This window comes from Variovorax sp. LjRoot290 (genome assembly GCF_964253985.1).
GTDB lineage: Bacteria > Pseudomonadota > Gammaproteobacteria > Burkholderiales > Burkholderiaceae_C > Variovorax.
Genome location: NZ_CAXURW020000001.1, coordinates 587,865 through 609,882, shown reverse-complemented (window position 1 = coordinate 609,882; position 22,018 = coordinate 587,865). Strand labels below are relative to the sequence as shown.

22 protein-coding genes are annotated in these 22,018 nt (G+C 68.8%); 9 read left to right on the top strand and 13 right to left on the bottom strand.

Going from position 1 to position 22,018, the window contains the following annotated elements:
• The first annotated feature begins 68 nt into the window (after positions 1-68).
• Positions 69-1,055 (top strand): tripartite tricarboxylate transporter substrate binding protein, encoded by a 987-nt coding sequence (locus ACSQ9A_RS03195; RefSeq protein WP_436302659.1) that lies wholly within the window; start codon positions 69-71, stop codon positions 1,053-1,055.
• A gap of 9 nt (positions 1,056-1,064) precedes the next feature.
• Positions 1,065-2,240 (top strand): M20 aminoacylase family protein, encoded by a 1,176-nt coding sequence (locus tag ACSQ9A_RS03190; RefSeq protein WP_436302658.1) that lies wholly within the window; start codon positions 1,065-1,067, stop codon positions 2,238-2,240.
• Positions 2,241-2,376: 136 nt separating this feature from the next.
• On the opposite strand, the gene ACSQ9A_RS03185 is transcribed toward ACSQ9A_RS03190, so the two are convergent.
• The 7 genes from ACSQ9A_RS03185 to ACSQ9A_RS03155 all read right to left on the bottom strand — a co-directional run bounded on the left by ACSQ9A_RS03185 (position 2,377) and on the right by ACSQ9A_RS03155 (position 10,149).
• Entirely contained in the window at positions 2,377-3,645 is a 1,269-nt protein-coding gene (locus ACSQ9A_RS03185; RefSeq protein WP_093105207.1) for an FIST signal transduction protein, read from the bottom strand.
• 34 nt (positions 3,646-3,679) lie between these two features.
• The gene (locus ACSQ9A_RS03180) at positions 3,680-4,459 is read right to left on the bottom strand and encodes a PhaM family polyhydroxyalkanoate granule multifunctional regulatory protein (RefSeq protein WP_436302657.1); all 780 of its coding nucleotides are present in this window, start codon (positions 4,457-4,459) and stop codon (positions 3,680-3,682) included.
• Between the two features lie 83 nt (positions 4,460-4,542).
• The gene (locus ACSQ9A_RS03175) at positions 4,543-5,031 is read right to left on the bottom strand and encodes a copper chaperone PCu(A)C (RefSeq protein ID WP_436302656.1); all 489 of its coding nucleotides are present in this window, start codon (positions 5,029-5,031) and stop codon (positions 4,543-4,545) included.
• 30 nt (positions 5,032-5,061) lie between these two features.
• Positions 5,062-7,314, bottom strand: a complete 2,253-nt coding sequence (locus ACSQ9A_RS03170) for a TonB-dependent receptor (protein ID WP_436306249.1) — start codon at positions 7,312-7,314, stop codon at positions 5,062-5,064.
• 138 nt (positions 7,315-7,452) lie between these two features.
• The gene (locus ACSQ9A_RS03165) at positions 7,453-7,809 is read right to left on the bottom strand and encodes a DUF2946 family protein (RefSeq protein ID WP_436302655.1); all 357 of its coding nucleotides are present in this window, start codon (positions 7,807-7,809) and stop codon (positions 7,453-7,455) included.
• A 29-nt stretch (positions 7,810-7,838) separates the two neighbouring features.
• Entirely contained in the window at positions 7,839-8,843 is a 1,005-nt protein-coding gene (locus tag ACSQ9A_RS03160; RefSeq protein ID WP_436302654.1) for a TraB/GumN family protein, read from the bottom strand.
• 55 nt (positions 8,844-8,898) lie between these two features.
• A complete protein-coding gene (locus tag ACSQ9A_RS03155; protein WP_436302653.1) occupies positions 8,899-10,149 on the bottom strand; it encodes a cystathionine gamma-synthase family protein in 1,251 nt (416 codons plus the stop codon).
• Positions 10,150-10,201: 52 nt separating this feature from the next.
• Between ACSQ9A_RS03155 and ACSQ9A_RS03150 the strand changes: the two genes are divergently transcribed.
• Both ACSQ9A_RS03150 and ACSQ9A_RS03145 read left to right on the top strand, forming a co-directional pair.
• Complete coding sequence (locus tag ACSQ9A_RS03150; protein WP_436302652.1) at positions 10,202-10,615, top strand: VOC family protein; 414 nt, start codon at positions 10,202-10,204, stop codon at positions 10,613-10,615.
• A 22-nt stretch (positions 10,616-10,637) separates the two neighbouring features.
• Positions 10,638-11,798 (top strand): toxin-antitoxin system YwqK family antitoxin, encoded by a 1,161-nt coding sequence (locus ACSQ9A_RS03145; protein ID WP_093105188.1) that lies wholly within the window; start codon positions 10,638-10,640, stop codon positions 11,796-11,798.
• A 171-nt stretch (positions 11,799-11,969) separates the two neighbouring features.
• Here the strand turns inward: ACSQ9A_RS03145 and ACSQ9A_RS03140 are convergent, their stop codons facing one another.
• From ACSQ9A_RS03140 to ACSQ9A_RS03130, 3 genes are read right to left on the bottom strand one after another with little or no spacing between them, the layout of a single operon-like run.
• Positions 11,970-12,944: a Bug family tripartite tricarboxylate transporter substrate binding protein gene (locus ACSQ9A_RS03140; protein ID WP_436302651.1), complete on the bottom strand. Its 975-nt coding sequence runs from the start codon at positions 12,942-12,944 to the stop codon at positions 11,970-11,972.
• 41 nt (positions 12,945-12,985) lie between these two features.
• Positions 12,986-13,216: a hypothetical protein gene (locus ACSQ9A_RS03135; protein ID WP_093105183.1), complete on the bottom strand. Its 231-nt coding sequence runs from the start codon at positions 13,214-13,216 to the stop codon at positions 12,986-12,988.
• Positions 13,213-14,961: an FAD-dependent monooxygenase gene (locus ACSQ9A_RS03130; RefSeq protein WP_436302650.1), complete on the bottom strand. Its 1,749-nt coding sequence runs from the start codon at positions 14,959-14,961 to the stop codon at positions 13,213-13,215. The genes ACSQ9A_RS03135 and ACSQ9A_RS03130 overlap by 4 nt, the downstream gene beginning before the upstream one ends.
• A gap of 74 nt (positions 14,962-15,035) precedes the next feature.
• Between ACSQ9A_RS03130 and ACSQ9A_RS03125 the strand changes: the two genes are divergently transcribed.
• Both ACSQ9A_RS03125 and ACSQ9A_RS03120 read left to right on the top strand, forming a co-directional pair.
• On the top strand, positions 15,036-15,833 hold the full coding sequence (locus ACSQ9A_RS03125) for a response regulator transcription factor (RefSeq protein ID WP_436302649.1): 798 nt from the start codon (positions 15,036-15,038) through the stop codon (positions 15,831-15,833).
• Between the two features lie 103 nt (positions 15,834-15,936).
• The gene (locus tag ACSQ9A_RS03120) at positions 15,937-16,107 is read left to right on the top strand and encodes a hypothetical protein (RefSeq protein ID WP_436306248.1); all 171 of its coding nucleotides are present in this window, start codon (positions 15,937-15,939) and stop codon (positions 16,105-16,107) included.
• Here ACSQ9A_RS03120 and ACSQ9A_RS03115 read toward each other — a convergent pair.
• A complete protein-coding gene (locus ACSQ9A_RS03115; RefSeq protein WP_436302648.1) occupies positions 16,098-17,120 on the bottom strand; it encodes a fumarylacetoacetate hydrolase family protein in 1,023 nt (340 codons plus the stop codon). The genes ACSQ9A_RS03120 and ACSQ9A_RS03115 overlap by 10 nt on opposite strands.
• Positions 17,121-17,218: 98 nt before the next feature.
• Here ACSQ9A_RS03115 and ACSQ9A_RS03110 point away from each other — a divergent pair, with 98 nt between their 5' ends.
• On the top strand, positions 17,219-18,337 hold the full coding sequence (locus tag ACSQ9A_RS03110) for a DUF3108 domain-containing protein (protein ID WP_436302647.1): 1,119 nt from the start codon (positions 17,219-17,221) through the stop codon (positions 18,335-18,337).
• Positions 18,338-18,425: 88 nt separating this feature from the next.
• Positions 18,426-18,737, top strand: coding sequence for a BTH_I0359 family protein (locus tag ACSQ9A_RS03105; protein WP_093105174.1), 312 nt, complete (start codon positions 18,426-18,428; stop codon positions 18,735-18,737).
• Here ACSQ9A_RS03105 and ACSQ9A_RS03100 read toward each other — a convergent pair.
• Positions 18,731-19,804: an AbrB family transcriptional regulator gene (locus ACSQ9A_RS03100; protein WP_436302646.1), complete on the bottom strand. Its 1,074-nt coding sequence runs from the start codon at positions 19,802-19,804 to the stop codon at positions 18,731-18,733. The genes ACSQ9A_RS03105 and ACSQ9A_RS03100 overlap by 7 nt on opposite strands.
• A gap of 62 nt (positions 19,805-19,866) precedes the next feature.
• Between ACSQ9A_RS03100 and ACSQ9A_RS03095 the strand changes: the two genes are divergently transcribed.
• On the top strand, positions 19,867-20,682 hold the full coding sequence (locus ACSQ9A_RS03095) for a ChaN family lipoprotein (RefSeq protein ID WP_436302645.1): 816 nt from the start codon (positions 19,867-19,869) through the stop codon (positions 20,680-20,682).
• Here the strand turns inward: ACSQ9A_RS03095 and ACSQ9A_RS03090 are convergent.
• Entirely contained in the window at positions 20,666-22,000 is a 1,335-nt protein-coding gene (locus tag ACSQ9A_RS03090) for an aminotransferase class III-fold pyridoxal phosphate-dependent enzyme (protein WP_436294433.1), read from the bottom strand. The genes ACSQ9A_RS03095 and ACSQ9A_RS03090 overlap by 17 nt on opposite strands.
• Between the last annotated feature and the right edge of the window lie 18 nt (positions 22,001-22,018).

Below are 22,018 nucleotides of genomic sequence, written 5' to 3'. Positions count from 1 at the left end.
CAGACAACAATGCATTGGACGTTCGGATTGATGACTCCTACGATTCGCTCGCATCCACCGGAGCCCCGATGAAACCGTTGTCCCGACCTTCGCGCACCCTACTTCTTGCCGGCCTCATGCTCGCCGCAAGCACGGCCTTCGCGCAGACCTATCCAACGAAGCCCGTCAGCCTGATGGTTCCCTACCCGGCCGGGGGGCCCTCCGACGCGGCCGCGCGCATCTTCACCGTGCCGCTGGGCAAGGAACTGGGCCAGCAGGTCGTGGTGGAGAACCTCGGTGGCGTCAGCGGCGCGATGGCTGCGCAGAAGGTGCTGGCGGCGCCCGCCGACGGCTACTACATCTTCCAGGGCTCGCCGAACGAGGTGATCCTCTCGCCGCTGGCCAATGCGGCCGTCAAGCTCAAGGCCGAGGACTTCCGCCTCGTGCATCCGGTGACCGACGCCGTGATGGTCTTCGTCGCGCGCAAGGACCTGCCGGCCAACACCGTCGACGAGCTGATCGCGCTGGCGCGCAAGTCCGGCGACGCGCCGCTGAGCTACGGCAGCGTGGGCGTCGGATCGCTCTATCACCTGATCCTCGAGAGCGTGCAGCAGCAGGCCGGCATCAAGCTCATGCATGCGCCGTACAAGGGCAACGCACCGCTCCTGCAGGACATCGGCGGCGGCCAGGTGGACTTCGCGGTGCTGGTCTACAGCGCGGCCATGGGCGCGCTGGCCGAGCAGGGCCGGCTCAAGGTGATCGGCCAGCTTGGCGCGCAGCGCTCCGAGCTGCTCAAGAACGTGCCGGCCGTGAGCGAAGGCAAGGAGCTGAAGAACTTCTCCTACAAGATCTGGAGCGGCTTCATGGTGCCGAAGAACACGCCGGAAGAAGTGGTGCAGCGCCTGCACAAGGCGATCGGCGCGACCCTGAAGGACCCGGCCGTGCGCGCCCAGCTCGCGGCCCAGACGCAGGTGGCTTCGGCGCCGATGTCGCTGGCCGAATCGGCGAAGTTCTTCGAGGCCGAAACGGCGCGCTACCGCAACATCGCCAAGTCGATCAACCTGCAGCCGCAGTAAGCTGGCCTCATGAGCACACTCCTCGAACAATTGCACGCGCAGGCCGGCGAATTCATCGGCCTCAGGCGCGACATCCACCACCATCCCGAACTTGCCTTCGACGAGCACCGCACCTCGGCGCTGGTCGCCGCGAAGCTGGAGAGCTGGGGCTACGCGGTCGAGCGCGGCCTCGGCGGCACCGGCGTGGTGGGCCGGCTGGTGCGCGGCAAGGGCAAGCGCCGGCTCGGCCTTCGCGCCGACATGGATGCGCTGCCGATCGACGAAGCCACCGGCCTCGCCTACGCGAGCAGCCACGCCGGCGTGATGCATGCCTGCGGCCACGACGGTCACACGGCCATGCTGCTGGCCGCCGCACACCATCTCGCCGAACGCGGCCGCTTCGACGGCACGCTGAACCTGATCTTCCAGCCGGCCGAGGAAGGCGGCGGCGGCGCGCTGCGGATGATGGAGGACGGCCTGTTCGACAAGTACCCGTGCGACGCGATCTTCGCGATGCACAACATGCCGGGCCTGCCGCAAGGCCGGCTGGCGCTGCGCGAAGGCCCGGCGATGGCCTCGTCGGACTACGCCACCGTCACGCTCGCCGGCATCGGCGGCCATGGCGCGATGCCGCACCGCACCGCCGACCCTATCGTCGCCGCGGCCAGCATCGTGATGGCGCTGCAGACCGTGGTGTCGCGCAACATCGACCCGCTGCAGATGGCCGTGGTCACGGTGGGCGCCATCCATGCCGGAAAGGCCAACAACGTGATCCCGCAGAGCGCCGTGCTGGAGATCAGCGTGCGCGCGCTCGACCGCGAGGTGCGCGGCAGGCTCGAAGAGCGCATCAAGGCGCTCGTCGCGGCACAGGCAGAGAGCTTCGGCGTCAAGGCGCAGATCGACTGGCGGCCCGGCTATGCGGTGCTGGTCAACACGCCCGAGGAAACCGCCTTCGCGCGCGAAGTGGCGCTCGAACTGCTCGGCCCGGAGCGCGTCACGCTGCAGGCGCCGGCGCTGCCCGGCAGCGAGGACTTCGCCTTCATGCTCGAGCGCGTGCCCGGCAGTTATCTGCTGATCGGCAATGGCGAGGGCGACAGCCACGGCGCCTGCATGGTGCACAACCCCGGCTACGACTTCAACGACGACAACGTCACCATCGGCTCCGCGTACTGGGTGCTTCTGACCGAACGCTTCCTGCGGGATTGAACTCACCCCCAGGCTCCCCCACTTCGTGTGGTCCGCCACCCCCTCTCCGGGGGCAACACCGGCGGCCCGGCAAAGCCGGTTCCGCGGTGTTCCCCGCCGGACTCTCGCGCTTTCGCGCACGCAGGGCAGTGAGTTTTCAGTCGTCCGCGGTGAACACGGTCAGCACGCCGGTGTAGCCGTAGAGGTGATGGCGTGCGATCTCGCCGGCGGCGAAGAAGCCGACCAGCGGCACGTCGCCGAGCGCATGGCGCACGATCTGCAGCTCGGCCCCGGGCGCACCGAAATGCGGGCCGCCGCGGCCCGAGCAGCTCACGTACACGGCGCCGGCGATGCGGCGCGCCGGATGGGGCGCGGCCTCGGCTTCGCCGGCCGCGACGGCGCGTGCGGTCGCGAGCGTCTGCTCCTGGGGTTCGAGTTCTTCGCGGACCTCGGCGCACACGCGCATCAGGTCGGCGCGCGCGGCCTGCGCATTGCGGCGGCAGAAGGTCATGCGCATGCCGGCTTCGGCCGTGTCGGCGATCGCGACGCCGCGACGCGTGGGGTCGAGGCCGATGATGTGGCGCACCAGCACGTCGGCGCCGAGGTCGCCGGTGCGACGGATGCTGTCGCTGCCGGCATCGACCAGGCCGACCAGCGTGGCGCGCACGGCATCGATCGCCTCCTGCGGCGCCTCCAGCGAAACGCCGAGCTCGGCCAGCAGCACGTCGAGCGCCGGCTCGCCGTCGAGCCGCAGCAGCAGGTTGCCGTCGGCTTCGGTGATCACGCGCTCGCGCGACACAGGCTGGCAGCCCTGGGTAACCCTGGACACCACACGCACGCCCTCGCCGAACACCACGCCCGAAAGCCCGCCCGAGAACACGCCGCCCGCGGCGCCGTGGCCGCGGATATTGCCGTTGCCGCCGATGGCGAACTGCAGCGATCCGGCGCGGCCCGAGGAGAGGCCGCCGAACAGGTAGCCGGTGTCGGTGCGGCCCGCCATCTCGGCGATCAGCTCGGCGAGTTCGGGCGTGGCCGGGTCGGCATGCACGAGCGCCGTGTGCGCCGCGAAGCCGCTCATCTCGGTGCTGGCGAGCGGCGCCACGCCCGAGAACACGCGGTATTGGTCGCTCGGGAGCTGGCACAGCATCACGCTGAGTGCCGGCTCGTCGAAGTACTCGGCGTTGTTGGCCGAGACGCCGATGCCCACGGTGCCCGACCAGTCGGTGATCTCGGGCAACTCGGCGCCGAGGTGGTCGAGGATCTCCTGCGCATCCTCGGCGTAGTGGTCGGTGATGTAGAGCAAGCCCAGCGTGGGCGAACGTGCGTAGTCGGGCAACGCCATCTGCGCCCGCAATTGGGCCAGCACGAGCCCGGCCGCCATGCGCCATTGCGGATGGGTGGCGTGACCGGAGGGAAACAGCTTCATGGACTCGGCTCTCTGGCGTGGTTTGGTGTGGGGATCAGCGTCCGCGCGCTCGCTTGCGCGCCGGCGCCGTGGATTTCTTGGCCGCGCCGGGCGCAGCCGGCGCCTTCTTCGTGGCGGCCGCGGCCGTCTTGCGTGCCGGCTTCTTGCCCGATGCGGTGCCCATCGCATTGCCGACCGCATCGGCCAGCGGCTTGGCCGTGTCCGGCATTTTCAGCTGGGACGCGTCCTGCAGGGCCGAGCTGGCGATCTGCTGGAACTGCTGCGTGAGCGCGCCCCACCATTGCAGCGGGTCGACCACGCCGGCGGATGCGTCCGACGATGCGACGGCAGTCGCCGATGTCTTGCCGCGCCCGTTGTCCCGGGCTGCCGCGACCGGCGTCTCGATGTCTTCGGGTTCGTCTTCCGGCTCGTCCTCCGGTTCCGGCACAGGCGGCGGAGCCGGCGGTGCAGCGCGCGGCGCCGGCTCCGGCGCGGCGACAGGTGCCGTCGCTTGCCGCGTGAACGCGTTGGCCAGATCCTCCATGCGCACATTCATGCCGCGCAGCGTCGAGAGCGTCATCTTCTGCACCTCGAGCGCCTGGATGGTGGCCTTGAGCGCGTGACCGTTCTGCTCCAGCCAGTACTGCACGGTCTTGAGTTCCTGGATGCGCTTGTCGACCTCTTCGACGCTCAAGGTCGGCGCCACCCAGCTCGACAGGCTCGGCATGCCGGGCACCGTGCTCGCGCTCCCCGCAGCACCGCTCGCAAGGCTCTGGAGGAAGTCGAAGCCCGGGACGAACTGGCTGAAGGCGAAAGGCTTGCTCGCGTCGCTCATGGGGAGGTCTCCTGGAGAGTGATTCTTGTCCGGGCAGCTTACTCCAAGGGGATGCGCTTTTGGCGCCGCGGCAGGCGCTAAAGCTAGTGCTTGTGGTTGTGCGCCGGCGCCGCCGCGCCATCGGCCGGCGCGCCCACCGGCAGCTTGAGTTCCAGCGTGCTCGTTTTGCCCCTCGCGTCCTCGAAGCGCAGCGTGACCGGCACGCTGGCACCCTCGGCCAGCGGCTGCTTGAGGTCCATCAGCATCAGGTGGTAGCCACCTGGCTTGAGCTCGACGGTCTTGCCGGCCGGCAGATCGAGGCCGGGCACGGCGCGCATGCGCATCGTGTCGCCCTCCATCTTCATTTCGTGTACTTCCGCTACACCGGCCAAGGGCGTCGAGACGCCGACCAGCCGCGCGCCGGCCGGCGCGGTGAGCTTCATGAAAGCGCCGGTCCCGCTCTGGCCGGGCACCGACTGGCGCACCCAGGCGTCGCGCACCTGGACGGCGGCGGGTGTTTGCGAAAAAGCACCGGCGGCGCCCGTCAAGGCGGCGCAGAGCGCGAGGGTTCTGATGGCGATCGAGAGGTTCATGGGGACGGTCCTTGGGAGTGTGAGTCAAAGTCAAAGGTCGAACTTGAGTTCGGCCACGAAGGTGCGTTGCGGGTAGGGGTGGAAAGCCCAGTACTTGTTGTTGTTGAGGTTGTCGATGCCGAAGGCTGCGCTCCACTGCCTGTCGATCCGATAGCGCACGCGCACGTCGGCGACGAAGTACTTGCTGAAGCCCATGTAGGCGGAACCGTTCGGATCGCTGTTGTCGAGCGAACCGTACTGCCTGCCGCTGTAGCGCGCGCCGATGGAGTATGACCAGCGGGCGTCGGGCCCGTAGGTGGCGAGCAGCGTGGCGCGGGTGCGCGGCACGCGCGGCTGCGCTTTGCCCACGCTGGCGGGAAAGCCGCGGTTGGCGGTGATCTCGGAATCGGCCAGCGTCAGGCTGGCGGAGAGGTCCAGCCCCTGGATGCCGACGTCGACGCCCTGGAAGGCGAGCTCCAGTCCGCGGGTGCGGATCGCATCGACGTTCTGCACCGTGGTGACGCCCGGGCGCAGCTGCTGGCTGTAGAGCGCGTCCTTCGTCCGTTCGAAAAACAGCGTGGTGCGCAGCAGGCCGTCGATACCCCAGCGCTTGAGATCGCGTTCCGCGCTCAGCTCGGTCGTGACCGAACGCTCGGGCCGCAGCGTCGGGTCGCTGTTGAGGATGGTGTTGCCCTCGATCGAGCCCTGATAGAGCTCGCTCACCGTGGGCATGCGCACCGCGCGGCCGGTCGATGCCTTGAAGAGCCACTCGGGCGAGGCCTGCCAGGCGATCGCGGCCTTGGGCGAGTTGTAGCTGTCGGTACGGGTCGGAAAGGCTCGCACGGCCGTCGCGTTGGCGAGCGTGCCGCCGTCGGCTTGCCAGCGCTCGTGGCGCAGGCCGAGCGTGGTCTTCCAGTTCCGGGCGAAGCGCCACGTGTCCTGCGCGTAGAGCGACTGCAGCTCGGTGTTGCCGGTGAAGGCCGAGAAGCGGCTCGTGGCCCCGCCCTCGATCCAGTCGGGCGTATTGCTCACCAGCGTGCGCAGCTTGTAGCGCTCCTGCTGGAATCCGAAGTCGAGCACATGGGCGCCGATGCCCTCGGCGGACCCGCTCGGACGCCAGGTGCCGGCGGCCTTGAGGGTGTCCCAGCCGGTGCCGTCCATGTCGGTGATGCGCCCCGCGCCGCCGTAGAAGGCAGCGGGCAGCGCCGCAGTCGGCGTGCGCGCGATGTCGCTCGCGTAGTCGAACAGGCTGGCCGCGACCTCCCAGTCGAACTGCCCCTGCGTGTTGCTCTTGATCGAGAGGCCATGCATGGTGTGCCGCAGATCGGTCTGGGTCGGGGCGAAGGCGGCGCTGGGCGTGTCGAGGTTGTAGACGCGGCCGGCGATGTTGACACGGCCCGAATAGACCGGCTGGCCGAAGCGGTCGCGCAACCAACTGTCGACCGTGCCGCTCGTGCTGTTGTTCCAGGTGCCCAGCGTGTAGGTGGCGCGCAGCGTGGGCGAGAAATCGTAAGCCAGCTTGATCTTGGCCTGCTCCTGGGTCGTGTCGTAGATCGTCGTGCCGCCGAGCAGCCACCAGGGCTGGTTCGAAGGGTTGAGCCCCGGTACCGCGCCGGTGACCGGCGTGCCGGCACTGCCCACCGTGCCCGCGCTCAGCAGACGGTTGGCGAACACCAGCGCCTGGCCCTTGCTTTGCGTGCGGCTCAGGCCGAGCCACCACGACCAGTCGCCGCTGCGGCTGCCGAGCGAGAGATCGACCTGGTTGCCGGCGGGCGAGGAATGGCTGCCGTAGAGATCGAAGTTCGAGCGAAAACCCGTGAGCTTGGCATGCGCCTCGAACTGCGTCGGCATGCGCGTCACGTAATCGACCACAGCGCCGGCCGCGTTGCCCGAGTAGGCGGCCGAGAACGGGCCGTAGAGCACATCGACGCGCTCGATCTCCTCCGGCGAGACCATGCCCCAGCGCGGCGCGAAGGTGGCGCCGTTGCCCAGCAGGTTCGACAAGGGGCTGCCGTCGGCAAACACCAGCGAGCGGGCGCTGTTGCCGGTGCCCGAGGCACGCGTCGCGAGCACCGCGTGGTTGAAGTCGCCGATGTAGCGCTTGCGCACCACCAGGCTCGGCAGGTACTTGAGCGCGTCCTCGCTGTCGGTGGCGTTCACCGTCTCGCCGATCTGCTCGCGCGTCACGCCTTCGATGGTGGTGGGAATCTGCGTCGGCAGCGAACTCGGCCGGCCACCGGTCACGGTGACGGTGCCGAGGGAACGAATCAGGCCTTCAGGCGGCGATGCCGCGTCTTGCGCCATTGCCGGCGCGGCCCAGGGAACGGCCACGGCGAACGCCAGGGCCAGGGGTTTCTCTCTCACGGATTCTCTCCAGAACTTCAGGCCAGGTCGGCCGGCAGCCGGCACCCCGCGGGTGCTGCGCTGCGACGAATGAAAAGTTCAGGAGAAGGAAGGCGGCCCGCGCGCGGGCAGCGGCGCGGCGGTGGCCGCGGCGATGCGTGCGGCCGGAATGGGCTGGACCGCATGGGCCAGCGGGAGAGGACTCGGCAGCGCAGCCGCTGCTGCGGGTGGCGGCGCGCCGGTCAACACGCACAGCGGGCAGTCCATGTGGCTCATGCCCAGCTCCTGCGCGCCGTCGTCGGTCTGCACGACCATCTTGACGGCGCCGGCACTGGAACAGACCAGCTCCACCGCCTGCGGATTCACGATCGGCGAGGCGACCGCCACGCCCAGCGACAGCGCGAACCACAGCAGCACGAAGCGGCCGAGGTGGCGGGCGTGGCGCAGGCAGGACATGAGGCGGCGATTATCGGCCAGTCCTGCACTCAAGGGCCGGGCACTACCGCCGTCACGCGAAAGCCGCGCGCCGCCAGCAGCGCCGGCAGGCCCGTCGGTCCGACCATGTGCAATGCGCCGACCGCGCCGAACACGCGCTGGCCCCGCGCATGCAGGCGCGCGATGCCATCGGCCAAGCCGGGGTTGCGATCGTCGAGCAGGCGCTTGAGCGCGCGCCGATCGGCGGGCGTGCGCATGCAATCGCACCATTGCGTGTAGCTGTCGAGCCGGGCCCAGTCGTTGCGCGCCCAGGCCTGCGCCAGCTCGCCCGCCAGCGCGCCGGTCCGGCCCGATTCGAGTTCGTCGAGGGCCTGGTCGATCTGCTCGCCCTCCTCCGCCTCGGAATCGCCGCCGAGCATCTTCAACTGGTCCGTTGCGGTCTCGAGCGCGACGATGGGCTTGCCGCGGGCGCGCGCCAGGCCGGCGAGAAAGGCCTCGCTGCCGTAGTCGCCATACAGCCCCTCGGAGCGCGCCGCGAGCATCGACAGCGTCGTGACCTGCAGGATCGGCCGCAGCCGGGCCAGCGCGCCCTGGGGCAGGCAGGCGGCGGCAGCTTGCCGGTCCAGGCGGCGCTGCCGTTCCGGCGTGAGCACGCGCGCGCTGGCCGCCTGGTCAGCTGGCGCGCTGAACACGGCCAGCGTCGCCGGATCGAGCAAATCGAGTTCGAGCACCAGCGTGTCGCTCTGCATCAGCGCGCGCAGCACGCGCGGCCCCGGCACCATCCACTCGGCCTTGCCCAGGTGCATGGTGCCGTAGAGCCAGGAGCTGCGGCCGTCCTTCTCGATGCGCCACAAGAGGCCGCGGTCGATCGCCTGCTGCATCGCGCGCCGCATGGCCTCGGCCGACAGGTCGGGCATGGCGGCCGGCGGCGGGCAGAAGGGCTTGGCGCTGCCTTCGTCGGCCGCAAAGGCGGGCGCGGCGCCGGCGCACAGGAACGCGAAGCCGAGGGCACACAGCGCACGATGCCAGCGCAGGCGGGAAAGCCAGCCGGTCATCAGGCAACCTCCGCGCTGCGCGCTGCGGTATTCGCCTTGGGAGCGGCCCGGCGGCTCATGCCAGCGCCGCCGCGAAATCGGCGACCAGATCGCTCTCGCGCTCGAGCCCGACCGAGACGCGGATCAGCCCCTCCGCAATGCCCATCTCGGCCCGCCTCGCGAGACCGGCCTCCCAGAAGATGGTCGGCGCCACCGGAATGATCAGCGTGCGCGTATCGCCCATGCCGGTCGCCTTGATCGGGATCTGGAGCCGGTTGATGACGGGTATGCAGGCCTGCGGATCCTGCAGCTCGAAGGACAGCAGCCAGGCGCCCGAAGCGAAATGTGCGCGCGCCAATGCATGCTGCGGATGCGATTCGAGCATCGGGTAGTGCACGCGCGCCACCGCCGGATGGCTCTCCAGGAAGCGGGCCAGCGACAGGGCCGTCGCGCTGCTCTGCGCGACGCGCAGGGCCAGGGTTTCGGCGCCGACGGCGATGCGATGGGCATGGTCCGAGCTCAACGAGCCGCCCAGGTCGCGCAGCCCCTTCTTGCGCAATTGCACCAAGCCCCACTGCTTCGCATCGCCCTGGCGATAGCCGGCAAAGATGTTGGGGAAGCCGCTCCAGTCGAAGAGGCCGGTGTCGGTCGCCGCACCGCCAAGCGCATTGCCGTGGCCGGCGATGGTCTTGGTCAGCGAGTTGAGCGACAGGCTCGCGCCCACCGTCTTGGGCCGGAACAGGGCCGGCGAGGTGATGGTGTTGTCCACCACGTAGACGAGGCCGCGTTCGGCGCAGAGCCGGCCGATGCCCGCCAGGTCGGGCACCTGCGTGCCGGGGTTGGCGATGGTCTCGACGAACACCATGCGGGTCGCGGGCGTGAGCGCATCGGCCACCGCTGCCGCCGACGACGCGTCGACCAGGCCCACTTGAATGCCCAGCCCCTGGAGCGTGCCCAGCACGCTGTGGGTGTTGCCGAACAGATGACGGCTCGCGACCAGGTGGTCGCCTGCGCGCAGCAGCGTCAGGAACACGGCCGAGACCGCGGCCATGCCGGTCGCGAAACAGACGGTGCCCACGCCCTCCTCGAGCGCCGTGAGCTTGGCCTCCAGCGCCGCGGTGGTCGGCGTGCCCTGGCGCGCGTAGTTGAAGCGGTTCTTCAGCGTGCCCTGGAACACGCCGATCAGGTCTTCGACGCGCTCGTAGCCGTACTGCACCGACGGGTGCACCGCCATGTGCACGCCGCCCTGCTCGACGCCGAAATGGCGGTCGGCGTGCAGCAGCCGAGTGGTGGGATCAGGGGCGGGAGGGGCGGTGGGCGAGGTCATCGGAGTTGTATCCATGGGTGTCAAAGCGAAGCAGCGCGGCTATGCTTGTTACATGCGCAGCATATTTCACCTTGCCTTCCATGTCCGCGATCTCGATGAGGCGCGACGCTTCTACGGCGGCCTGCTCGGCTGTGCCGAAGGCCGCAGCACCGACACCTGGGTCGACTTCGACTTCTTCGGCCACCAGATCTCGCTGCACCTCGGCGAGCCCTTCGCCACCTCGCGCACCGGCCACGTCGGTGACGTGCTGGTGCCGATGCCGCACTTCGGCATCGTGCTCGAGCTGCCCGCGTGGCGCACGCTGGCCGAGCGCCTGCAGGCGGCCGGCACCGACTTCGTGCTGAAACCGCAGGTCCGCTTCGAAGGCCAGCCGGGCGAGCAATGGACGATGTTCTTCTGCGACCCTTTCGGCAACCCGATCGAGGCAAAGGGATTCCGATCGCTGGACACCGTCTACGACGCATGACCTGAACTTCATCCGCTTCGCCATGGTCACTTCTCTGCGCATTGCCGGACTCGTTGCCGTATTCGCCGCCCTCTTCCATCCCGCCGCGCATGCGGTGCAGGACTGCGAGCTCAACGGCCAGAGCGTGAATCCGGCCAACGGCAACACCACCGCAGGCAAGACCGGCCTCATGCGCTGCAAGGACCGCGACAGCGGCGAGCTGATGCGCGAGCAGCAGATCCAGAACGGCGTCTTCATGGGCCTGGTGCGCTACTACGACAAGGGCAAGCTCGTGAAGGAGCACAGCGTCAACGCCAACGGCAACATGCAGGGCCGCGCACGCGAGTTCTCGCCCACAGGCCGCGTGCTGCGCGAGGCGATCTACGAGAACGGCCATGAAACCGGCCTGACGCGCAGCTTCCATCCCGGCGGCCAGGTGCGCCGCATCGCCTTCTATGCCGAGCCGGGCGAACGTGCCTCGGCCGAGTTCACCGAGCGCGGCCAGTTGTCGGCACTGCGCTGCGGCGACAAGCCGATGCTGGCGCCGGCGGTCGACGATGCACGGCTGTGCGGCTTCGTGAACGGGCCCTCGCAGGTGGAGCTGTTCGACAGCAAGGGCACGCTGCGTTCGCGGCTGGCCTATGCGGCCGGCAAGCGGGTGCGCAGCGAGGAGCTCTACGACAACGGCAAGCCTTCGGTGCAGGACGAGATCAGCGGCAACCAGCGCACCGAACGGCGCTGGTCTTCGGATGGCATCAAGCGCCGCGAAGTGGTCTTCCTGCTGGTCGAACGCGGCGCGATCAGGCAGCGCGAGCAGGAGTTCTCGGAAAAGGGCACGCTGGTGCGCGACCAGCGCTGGAACGCGGCCGGCGAGCCGCAAAGCGACGAGAGCTACTACCTCAACGGACAGCCGCGCAGCAAGGCCCGCTACGGCACGGCCGGCGATGCGCGCCAGCTGGAGATCACCGAATTCCACGACAACGGCCAGCGCGCCGCGCTCGGGCGCTACCTGCTCATCGATCGGTTTCGCCGCATCGCCGTCGGCACGCACCAGCGCTTCAGCGACAAGGGCACGTTGATGGCCGAATCGATCTACGACGACAAGGGCCGCGTCACGCGCGAACGCACCTGGGATGCCGACGGCAAGCCGGAGCGCGACGACGAGGTGTTCGAGGACGGGTCGCGCAAGGCCTTCGCGAAGTAGCGCTCACCCCCCAGGCTCCCCCACTTCGTGTGGTCCGCCAACCCCCTCGCCGGGGGCAACACCAGCGGCCCGGCAAAGCCGGTTCCGCGGTGTTCCCCGAACGGGCCTGGCTTCGCCGGCCGCGAGGGGGTCATCGCTGCAGACCTGGCCACCGAGCTGCTGGTGAAGTCTTCAATCCAGCTTGATCCCCGCCGACTTGATGATCGGCCCCCAGCGCTTCGACTCGGCACGCGACAACGCAGCGAATTGCTGAGGCGTCCCCGGTATCGCCTCCATCCCGAAATCGCTGAAGCGCTTCTGCACTGCCGGCACGCCGAAGGCGCGGTTCAAGTCGGCGTTGAGCTTGGCGACCACGGGCGCCGGCAAGCCGGCCGGGCCCAGAATCCCCTGGAACGCGAATACCTCGCTGTTGGGCACGCCCACTTCGGCCAGCGTCGGCACCTCCGGCAGCAGCTTCGAGCGCGCGCCCGAACCGATGGCCAGCACGCGCACCTTGTTGCCCTGCATGATCGGAAGGCCCGAGGCAAGGTCGAGGAACATGCACGGCACCTGGCCGCCCATCACGTCGGCCATCGCCGGCGCCGCGCCGCGGTAGGGAATGTGCGTGATGAAGGCGCTGGTGCGGTTCTTGAACATCTCCATCGCCAGGTGGTGCGGCGAGCCGTTGCCGGGCGAGGCGTAGTTGACCTTGCCGGGGTTGGCCTTCACGTAGGCCAGGAAGGCCTTGAAGTCCTTGGCCGGGAAGTCCGGATGGACCACCAGCGCGAGCGGGAACCTGCCGATGGCGCCGATGTAGCTGAAGTCCTTTTCGGGGCTGAAGGGCAGCTTGCTGAACAGGTATTCGTTGAAGGCCAGCACCGCGTTGTCGGCCGACATGATGGTGTAGCCGTCGGGCTTGGCCTTGGCGACCAGGTCGGCGCCGATGTTGGTCGAGGCGCCGGGGCGGTTGTCGATGACGATCTGCTGGCCCAGCGTCTGCCGCATGGCTTCGGCCAGGGTGCGCGCGATCACGTCGGTGCCGCCGCCGGCCGGATACGGCACCACCCACTTGATGAGCTGCTCGGGGTAGTTCTGCGCGCGCGCCCACGGTGCGGCAGCGGCAGCCGCGCTGGCGGCAAGGGTGGTGAGCAGGGTTCTGCGATCCATTGGAAAAGTCTCCTGGGTTTTAGTGAGTTGGCGTGAAAGGGTCAGCTCGCGCGCTCGTCGGCCGGCGCGGCAGACAGCGAGGGTGTGGGCAGTCGGTCCAGCGCATGCGCCAGCGCGGCCCGGCAGCGCGCTTCGTCGCCGACCTGCTCGAACAGCAGCAGCGCGAGCCGGGCAAGGAACAGCGATTCTCGTTCCACGCCCGCCTCGCTGATGGCGCGCGCGCAGTCGGCGTAGAGACGGTCGCGCGCTTCGGGGCTCAGTGCAGCAGTCATGCGGCCTCCTTTGTTGCCAATGCGGATGCGCGCGCCAGCGCCTGCGAGAGCGCGCCCGGCGGCACGCGGCGCCAGCGCGCGGCGACGTGGCCGTCGGGGCGCAGCAGATAGACGGCGCCGTCCTGCGCGCCCAGGGCCGCGAACACCGCGGCATCGGCGGCGCCCGGCGGCAGCTTGCGCAGCACCGCCTTCAGCGGGCCGGCCTGCGCGGCCGCGAGTTCGGCTTCGAGCGCGGCGTCTTTTTTGCGATCGATGTTGAGCACGAGCACGGTGAACACCGGACCCAGCCAGTCGGTGAGATGCAGCTCGGCCGACAGCTGCTGCTCGGGCATCGCTTCGCCCGGCTTGGGTCCGGCCGAGAGTTCGTCGCTCGCGCTGGACAGCGCCGAGGCCTCGTATTGCACCGCCTGCGTCTGCCGCGGATTGATCAGGTTCGCGATCTCGCGGTGCGCGCCCGAGAGCGAAAGCGCAGCTTCGCGCAGCAGGTCGAAGCCGCGCGAAGGCGGCGACATGAATTCGGTGCTGCGCATCGCGCTTTCGGCATTGATGTGGAAGGCCGCGATGCGCTCCTGCGAGTAGCTGCCGAGCAGCGCGGCATCGGACGCGCCGCGCGCCACCAGCGCCAGCTTCCATGCGAGGTTGTCGGCATCGTCGAAGCCCGAATTGAGGCCGCGCACGCCGAAGATCGGCATTGCGTGCGCGGCATTGCCGGCGAAGAGCACGCGCCCGTGGCGGTAGCTGTCGAGCGTCATCGCGCCGGCGCGGTAGACCGAGGTCCAGACCGTCTTCCAGGGCAGGTGGCCTTCGCCGATGGCTTCCAGATGGCGCTGCACGAATTCCTGCACCGCAGCGGGCTGCAGCGCCTCCTCGGTGCTCTGGCCGGCGCGCAGCTGGTAGTCGATGCGCCAGATGTCGTCGGGCTGGCGATGCATCAGCACGGTCGAACCCGGGTTCCAGGGCGGATCGAACCAGGCGCGGCGCTCGGTGGGGTGCGTGCTGTGCAGCTCGATGTCGATGATCACGTAGCGGCCCTCGTAGGCCGTGCCCTCGAGATTGAGGCCCAGCGACTTGCGCACGAAGCTCTGGCCGCCGTCGCAGCCGACCAGCCACCGGGCCTGCAGCGCGTAGCTGCCGAGCGCGTTGTGCGCCTGCAGCCGCAGACCTTCGTCATCCTGCGCGAAGCCGGCGAGCTCGGTGCCCCAGCGGATGTCGATCGTTCCGGGCGATGTTTCGTTGCGGCGATGGATCGCGTCCAGCAGGTACTGCTCGATGTAGTACTGCTCGAGGTTGATCATCGGCGGCAGCTTCTGGCGCTCGTCGTGCGGCATCTCGAAGCGGAACACCTCGTCGGTCTTGTAGAAGCTACGCCCGCCGGTCCAGGGCAGGCCCTTGGCCAGGAAGGCCGGCAGCGCGCCGAGGCGTTCGATGATCTCCAGGCTGCGGCGCGAGATGCAGGCCGCGCGGCTGCCGACGCAGACCGTGTCGTCGGCTTCCAGGATCACGCTCTTCATGCCGTGGTTGGCCAAGCCCAGCGCGAGCGACATGCCGACCGGGCCGCCGCCGGCGATCACGACCGGATGGCGGCCCGGTTCGACGCCGTCCTCGAGCGCCGGCAACCGCGGATCGAAACGCGTGTAGTGGAAGTCGCCGACCGACGGCGGCAACTCGCCGGCCACCGGAGGCAGCGGCCCGGTGGCGGCATCGCCGGCGCGTGCGGCGGGCTTCGGGGCGACAGCGGTGTTCATGCGAAGGGATTGTCCCGATGCCTTCCTTCCGCCGATGTCGTAACTTCGTACGAAGTGTTAACCCTGAGATCCCCATGAGGCGCTGGCCTCTTCGCGCCGCCGAGCATGCGCTGGCGGCCCCCGTGGTAAGCGGCGTGCTCGCCGGCGTCGGCACGCCGCACCTGGCGGCCAGCTACCTCGGCGCCATGCACCGCGTGCTGCCGGTGACCTTCTGCACCGTGTTCGCGGTGAGTGCCACCGGCCGCATCGAAACGGTGTCCGCCGCGAGCACCTACGGCAACACGGCCGAGCGCACCTCGGAGCGCTACGTGGCGCAACGCTTCGACCTGCTCGATCCCAACATGGTCTGGCTGGCGAAGCGCAAGCTGCCCAAGCGCCCGCAGCTGTGGCTCGGCCACCAGCGCGCCGAGGAGGTGGCAGACCCGGCCTATCGCGCCGCCTGCTACGGCGACGTCGGCATCCGCGAGCGCGCCTCGATCCTGCTCTTGTTGCCGACCGGCCAGCGCACGGCGGTGAGCTTCTACCGCAGCCTCGCCCAGCCCGACTTCAGCGACGCCGATTTCGCGCTGCTCGAAACGCATGCCACGCTGCTGGCCGATGCCACGCTCGCGCACGGCCGCAGCGCCATGGCCGCGCGCGAGGCTGCCGAGCCCACGCTGGCCACGCGCCTGCTCGCTCTGAGCCTGCGCGAGCGGGAGGTGATCGGCCACCTGATGGCCGGCAAGACCGCCAAGGAAGCGGCGCGCGAGATCGGCATCGAGCTCACGACGGCGCGGACCCACCAGTACCGCGCGTTTCGGCGGCTGGGGATCGGAGGCCTGAAGGCCTTGCTGCGCGGTGCCTCTCAGCCGATCGTGTCGCCAAAAGCGTAAATTTGTGACACGTTCCAACTTCATGTCCCGACGCGCAAGGGCTGACATGTTGTCAAAATCAAAAAATGACGACACGTTGAATTGACCTGTCGCCGCCGGCAACCTGGTCAACAAGCAGATCGCGCAGCGCCAGGCGGCGTCACGCTACCTGAAGGATCTGGTCGGCGTGGGCGTGCTGGCAGAAGTCCAGGCGGGCAAGGAAAAGCTCTTTACCCATCCCAAGCTCATTCAGCTTCTGAAGCGAGATGGAAACGAATTCGCGCGTTATGGCTGACCGGTGCTGCCCGGCGCCGCCACTTCCTGATCGATCGCCCCGAAGATCGACTGCCCGTCCTTGCCCTTCATCTCGATCCGGATCGTGTCGCCGTACGTCATGAACTCGGTCGCCGGCTGGCCGTCCTGGATGGTCTCGATGCAGCGCTTCTCGGCGATGCAGCTGTAGCCCTTCGGCCATTCGGTGCGGCCGTTCTTCTCGACACCCTTGTTGCTCACCGTGCCGCTGCCGACGATGCTGCCGGCGCGCACGTTGCGCGTCTTGGCGATGTGCGCGATCAGCTGGCCGAAGTGGAAGGTCATCTCCTCGCCCGCGTCGCACATGCCAACCTTGCGGCCGTTCCAGGTGCTCTGCAGCGTGAGGTGTACGCGGCCGCCCTGCCAAGCCTCGCCCAGCTCGTCCGGCGTAACGGCCACCGGGCTGAAGGCGGTCGCGGGCTTGCTCTGGAAGAAGCCGAAGCCCTTGGCGAGCTCGGCCGGGATCAGGTTGCGCAGGCTCACGTCGTTGGCGAGCATCACCAGGCGGATGCCGTCGAGCGCTTGCGCGGGGCTCGCGCCCATCTTCACGTCGCCGGTGACGACGGCGATCTCGGCCTCGAAATCGATGCCGAAGGCTTCGCTCGCGACCACGATGCGGTCGCAGGGGCCGATGAAATCATCGCTGCCGCCCTGGTACATCAGCGGGTCGGTGTAGAAGCTTTCGGGCACCTCGGCGTTGCGCGCCTTGCGCACCAACTCGACGTGGTTGAGGTAGGCCGAGCCGTCGGCCCACTGGTAGGCGCGCGGCAGCGGCGCCATGCATTGCGTGGGATCGAAGGGGAAGGCGTGGCGCGCGCGGCTGGCGTTGAGCGAATCCGACAGGTCCTGCAGCTGCGGGCTCATGAAGCCCCAGTCGTCGAGCACCTGCTGCAGGCGGCTGGCGATGCCGGTGGCGTAGTGGGCGCTGGCCAGGTCGCGCGAAACGACGACCAGTTGGCCGTCGCGCGAGCCGTCTTTGAGGGTGGCGAGTTTCATGGGTGGCGGCGGATGCCGGCACGGCATCGCTACTAAACTGATTGAACGGGCGGCAGTGTACCGAGCGAACCTTGGCGCCGCGTTCCGATCCACATCCGATGCCCCCGCACGCCCTCCCCGCCCAGCCCCCGGTTCCGCGCCCGCCCTGGCGCGGGCTGGCGCTGCTGGCGGCTGCCGTGCTGCTCGCCCACCTGGCGCTGCTGGGCCTGGCACCCATGGCCGTGGGGCTGCATCCTTCGCCGCTGGCCAACAAGTTCAGCACGCGCACCATCGTCATCGCGCCGCCGGCGGCGGAGGCGGTCGCGCCGCAGCCTGCAGCCACCGCCAAGCCGCCACCCCCCAAACCCGCGCGCCCGCGCCCTGTGGCCCGTCCGCAGGCGCCCGCCCCTGCGCCCGAGAATTCGGCGCCGGCCGAGGCGGTCGGACCGGATCTGACGGCCCAGGCGCCGGTCGAAGCCGGCGTTCCCGCAGAGCCCGCGCCGCAGGCGGTGGCCCCGGCACCCACTGAGGGCGCATCGGCCGCGGCCGGCGGCAGCAACGCCGCAGGCCAGGCCGAAGCACCGGTACCGCAGCGCATCCCGGGCTCGGTGCGGCTCGCCTTCGCGGTCACCGGACAGCAGGGCACGGCGCCGATGCAGGGCGTGTTCGGCAACCTGACCTGGCTGCAGGATGGCCAGCAGTACGACGCCCAGCTGTCGCTCAACTTCCTCTTCCGGACCATCCGCAGCCAGCAGAGCAACGGCGTGATCGGCGCCAACGGCATCGAACCGGCACGCTTCTCGGACAAGCGCAGGAACGAGGTGGCCTCGCACTTCATGCGCGATCAGGGCACGGTGGTGTTCAGCAACAATACGCCGAGCGTGCCGCTGATGCCGGGCGCGCAGGATCGGCTGAGCGTGATCCTGCAACTCGGCGCCTTGATGGCCGGCGATCCGGGGCGCTATCCGCCCGGTGCGGCTTTCGCGATCCAGACGGTGGGCCCGCGGGACGCCGACATCTGGATCTTCAAGGTCGAAGACGATGAAAAACTGAGCCTGCAGGCCGGCGAATTCACTGCGCGCAAGCTCACCCGCAACCCGCGCAAGCCCTTCGACGACAAGGTCGAGCTCTGGCTGGCGCCTGAACTCGGCTATCTGCCGGTGCGCATCAAGCAGACCCAGAGCAACGGCGATTTCGCCGATCTGCAACTGCGCAGCGTGGAGTCGATGCGTCCCTGAAGCCGAATGAAGTACAAAAAATCACGGTCTGTACCTACAAAACAACAGCCCATATTGAAACTGGCGCGTTGATTGCTATCTAACCAACATGAATGCCATCGACATCCTCACTGGACCCGCCATGCAAATGCTTTACGACTCCGACTCCTTCGTCGTCGTGCACGTGCAGCCGACCGAAGGCGACTCGCCGGTAGCGCCCGACATTCCGGTGCTGGCGCGCCACGGTTTCGAGATTGTGGACAAGCGCTCCGGCAAGGAGGTCTACCTCGACGGTTCCTGGGCCGAACTGTTCCAGCAGCAGATTGCCGCCTGGCAACTCAACACGCCGACGCAGGAAGAAGTCGAAGACACGCTCGAGGGCTACGCCGAACTGGCGCACACGCCCGTCCTCGTTCACTGAGCGCCGCGGCGCTTTCCATAGAGCTGACCGTACATCGGTCCGACGATCAAGAGCACGGCCACCAGCCGGCACACCTGAAACGCCGTCACCACCGGCACCCCCAGCTGCAACACCTTCGCGGTGATCGCCATCTCGGCGATGCCACCGGGCGAGGTGCCCAGGATCATGGTGGCCGGATGCAGCCCCGTGCCCAAGGCCAAGAGCCACGCGAACGCGCCACAAAGCGCGATCATCGCCAGCGTGCCGAGCGCCACCGTGGCCAGCCAGCGCGGCGCCGTGTGCAGGAACTCGCGGCTGAAGCGCACGCCCAGGCTCACCGCGATCACCAGCTGGGCCGCATTCGACAGCCACACCGGCACGGCCGACAGCTGCTGGCCGGCCATGGTGAATCCCATCGACACCACCAGCGGCCCCATGAACCAGGGGTTGGTGCGCCCCGCGATCCGCATGACCAAGCCGCCGATGCCGGTGGCCGACGCGAGCAGCGCCAGCCCGCCCCAGCGCACCTCGCGCACGCTGGCCACATTGATTTCGAGCCCGTGCAGCCCGCTCCATTGCATCGCGAACGGAATCGCGATCGTGACCAGCACCAGCCGCAGGCTGTGCGCGGCAGCGACCAGATCGGTGCGCGCGCCAACGCGTTCGGCCAGCAGCGTCATTTCGGACGCGCCGCCGATCGCACCTGCGAAGTAAGTCGTGGCTCTCATGGAACGTGCAGGCACATGCGGCATCCGATCCGCATGCAAGCGCTGCAAGCTCCAACCGAAGGCCCAGCCCAGCGCCAGCGCCCAGACGATGGCGAGCACGATGGCCCACCACACGCCAGCCACCAGAGCGACCACCTGCGGCGTGAAGTAGAGGCCCAGCGCGACGCCGATCACCCACTGCCCCGCATTGCGCAAGGGCGTGTGGCTGGCGGTCGGCGCGCCGGCGATCGAGGCCAGGGACACCGCCAGCAGCGGCCCGATCATCCAGGGCAGCGGCGTGTGCAGGGCAAGGCAGAGGCCGGCCGCCACGAGTGCAAGCAAGAGCGTGGCGAGGACGCGAACCGAAAAGCGGAGGGACACGGACAGGAAAACGGGGAAATGGACGGCGGCGCGCTGCGGCCGCCGTCGCATAGTATGGCTCGATGCTGTTTCGACGCTCTTTCACACCGTCCTTGATCGTGGCCGCGGCCATCCTCACCGGTTGCACGGTCTTCGCGCCGCGCGCGGATGCACCGGTCGCCCAACGCGCGATGGCGCTGCTGCCGGCCGACGCGCTGCTGCTGGGCGAACAGCACGACGCCGCCGAACACCAGGTGATCGAGCGCGAAACGGTCGAGACACTGGCCGCACGCGGCCGCCTGGCCGCCTTGGCGCTCGAGATGGCGGAAGAAGGCGCGACCACGGCTGGCCTCGCGACCACTGCGACCGAAGCGCAGGTGCAGGCCGCGCTGAACTGGAACGAGAAGGCCTGGCCCTGGAGCGCCTACGGCCCGGCCGTGATGGCCGCGGTGCGCGCGGGCGTGCCCGTCGTCGGCGCCAACCTTCCGCGCGAACGCATGAAGGATGCGATGGCCGACGTGTCGCTCGATGTGCAGCTCGGCAAGGAAGCGCACAAGACGCAGCAGGACGCGGTGCGCAACGGCCACTGCAACCTGCTGCCCGAATCGCAGATCGGCCCGATGACGCGCATCCAGATCGCGCGCGACCGCGCGATGGCGCAGGCGATCGTCAAGGCGCGGGTGCCGGGCAAGACCGTGCTGCTGCTGAGCGGCGCCGGCCATACCGCCAAGGCGCTCGGCGTGCCGCAGCACCTGCCGAGCGACCTGGCGGTGAAGACGGTTCAACTGCAGGCCGGCGTACCGATGACATCGCGCGAGCCCGGCGCCTTCGACGCCGTGTGGCTCACGCCTGCCCTGCCGGAAAAAGACTACTGCGCCGGGGTCAAGCGTTCTTCTTGATGGAGTCGGCCAGCGTGTTGACCAGCGTGTCGATATGCGACTTCTCGACGACGAAGGGCGGTGCGATCACGATCACGTCACCCGCCGGCCGCACCAGCGCCCCCTTGTGATAGCAGTCCAGGAAGATGTCGTAGGCCCGCTTGCCCGGTGAGCCCGCGATCGGCGCGAGTTCGACCGCAGCGGCCAGGCCCAGGCTGCGGATGCCGATCACGTTCGGCAGGCCCTTGAAGGTGCTGTGGAAGGCATCGCCCAGCACCTTGCCCATTTCGCCCGCGCGCGGGAACAGCTGCTCCTTCTGCAGCAGCTCGAGCGTCGCAATCGCTGCCGCGCAAGCCACCGGATGGCCCGAATAGGTGTAGCCGTGGAAGAACTCGACCACATGCTCGGGCGCCGAGGTGTTCATCATCGCGTCGTACAGCTTGTCGCGGCAGATCACGCCGCCCAGCGGGATCACGCCGTTGGTCACGCACTTGGCAAAGTTCAGCATGTCGGGCACCACGCCGTAGTAGTCGGAGGCGAAGTTGGTGCCCATGCGGCCGAAGCCGGTGATGACCTCGTCGAAGATCAGGAGGATGCCGTGCTTGTCGCAGATCTCGCGCAGCTTCTGCAGGTAGCCTTTGGGCGGCAGGTACCAGCCGGCGGAACCCGCCACCGGCTCGACGATGATCGCGGCCACGTTGCTCGGGTCGTGCAGCGGCAGGATGCGCTGCTCCAGGTCGGCCAGCGGATCCTCGGCCCACACCGGCTCCTGGTTGTGGATGTAGGCATGGTTCACCGGATCGTGGATGAAGCGCATGTGGTCCACGCGCGGCAAAAAGGCCGAGCCGAACACCTTGCGGTTGCCCGGAATGCCGCCCACCGACATGCCGCCGAAGCCGACGCCGTGGTAGCCCTTCTCGCGGCCGATGAAGAGATTGCGGTGCCCTTCCCCGCGCGCGCGGTGGTAGGCCAGCGCCACCTTCAGCGAGGTGTCGGCGGCTTCGCTGCCGGAGTTGCAGAACAGCACCTTGTTGAGGTCGCCCGGCGCCATCGCGGCGATCATCTCGGCGGCCTTGAAAGCACGGTCGTTGCTGACCTGGAAGGCGGTCGCGTAGTCGAGCGTGTCGAGCTGCTTCTTGATCGCCTCGTTGATGGGCTTGCGGTTGTGGCCCGCGCCCACGCACCAGAGCGAGGAGATGCCGTCGATCACCTTCTTGCCGTCATGGGTGGTGAACTCCATCCCGTCGGCGGCCACGAAGACCCGCGGGTCCTTCTTGAAGTGGCGGTTGGGGGTGAAGGGCAACCACTGGTTGTCCATGGTGAAGTCGTTGTAGGCCATGGGTCACTCCTGCCGGGG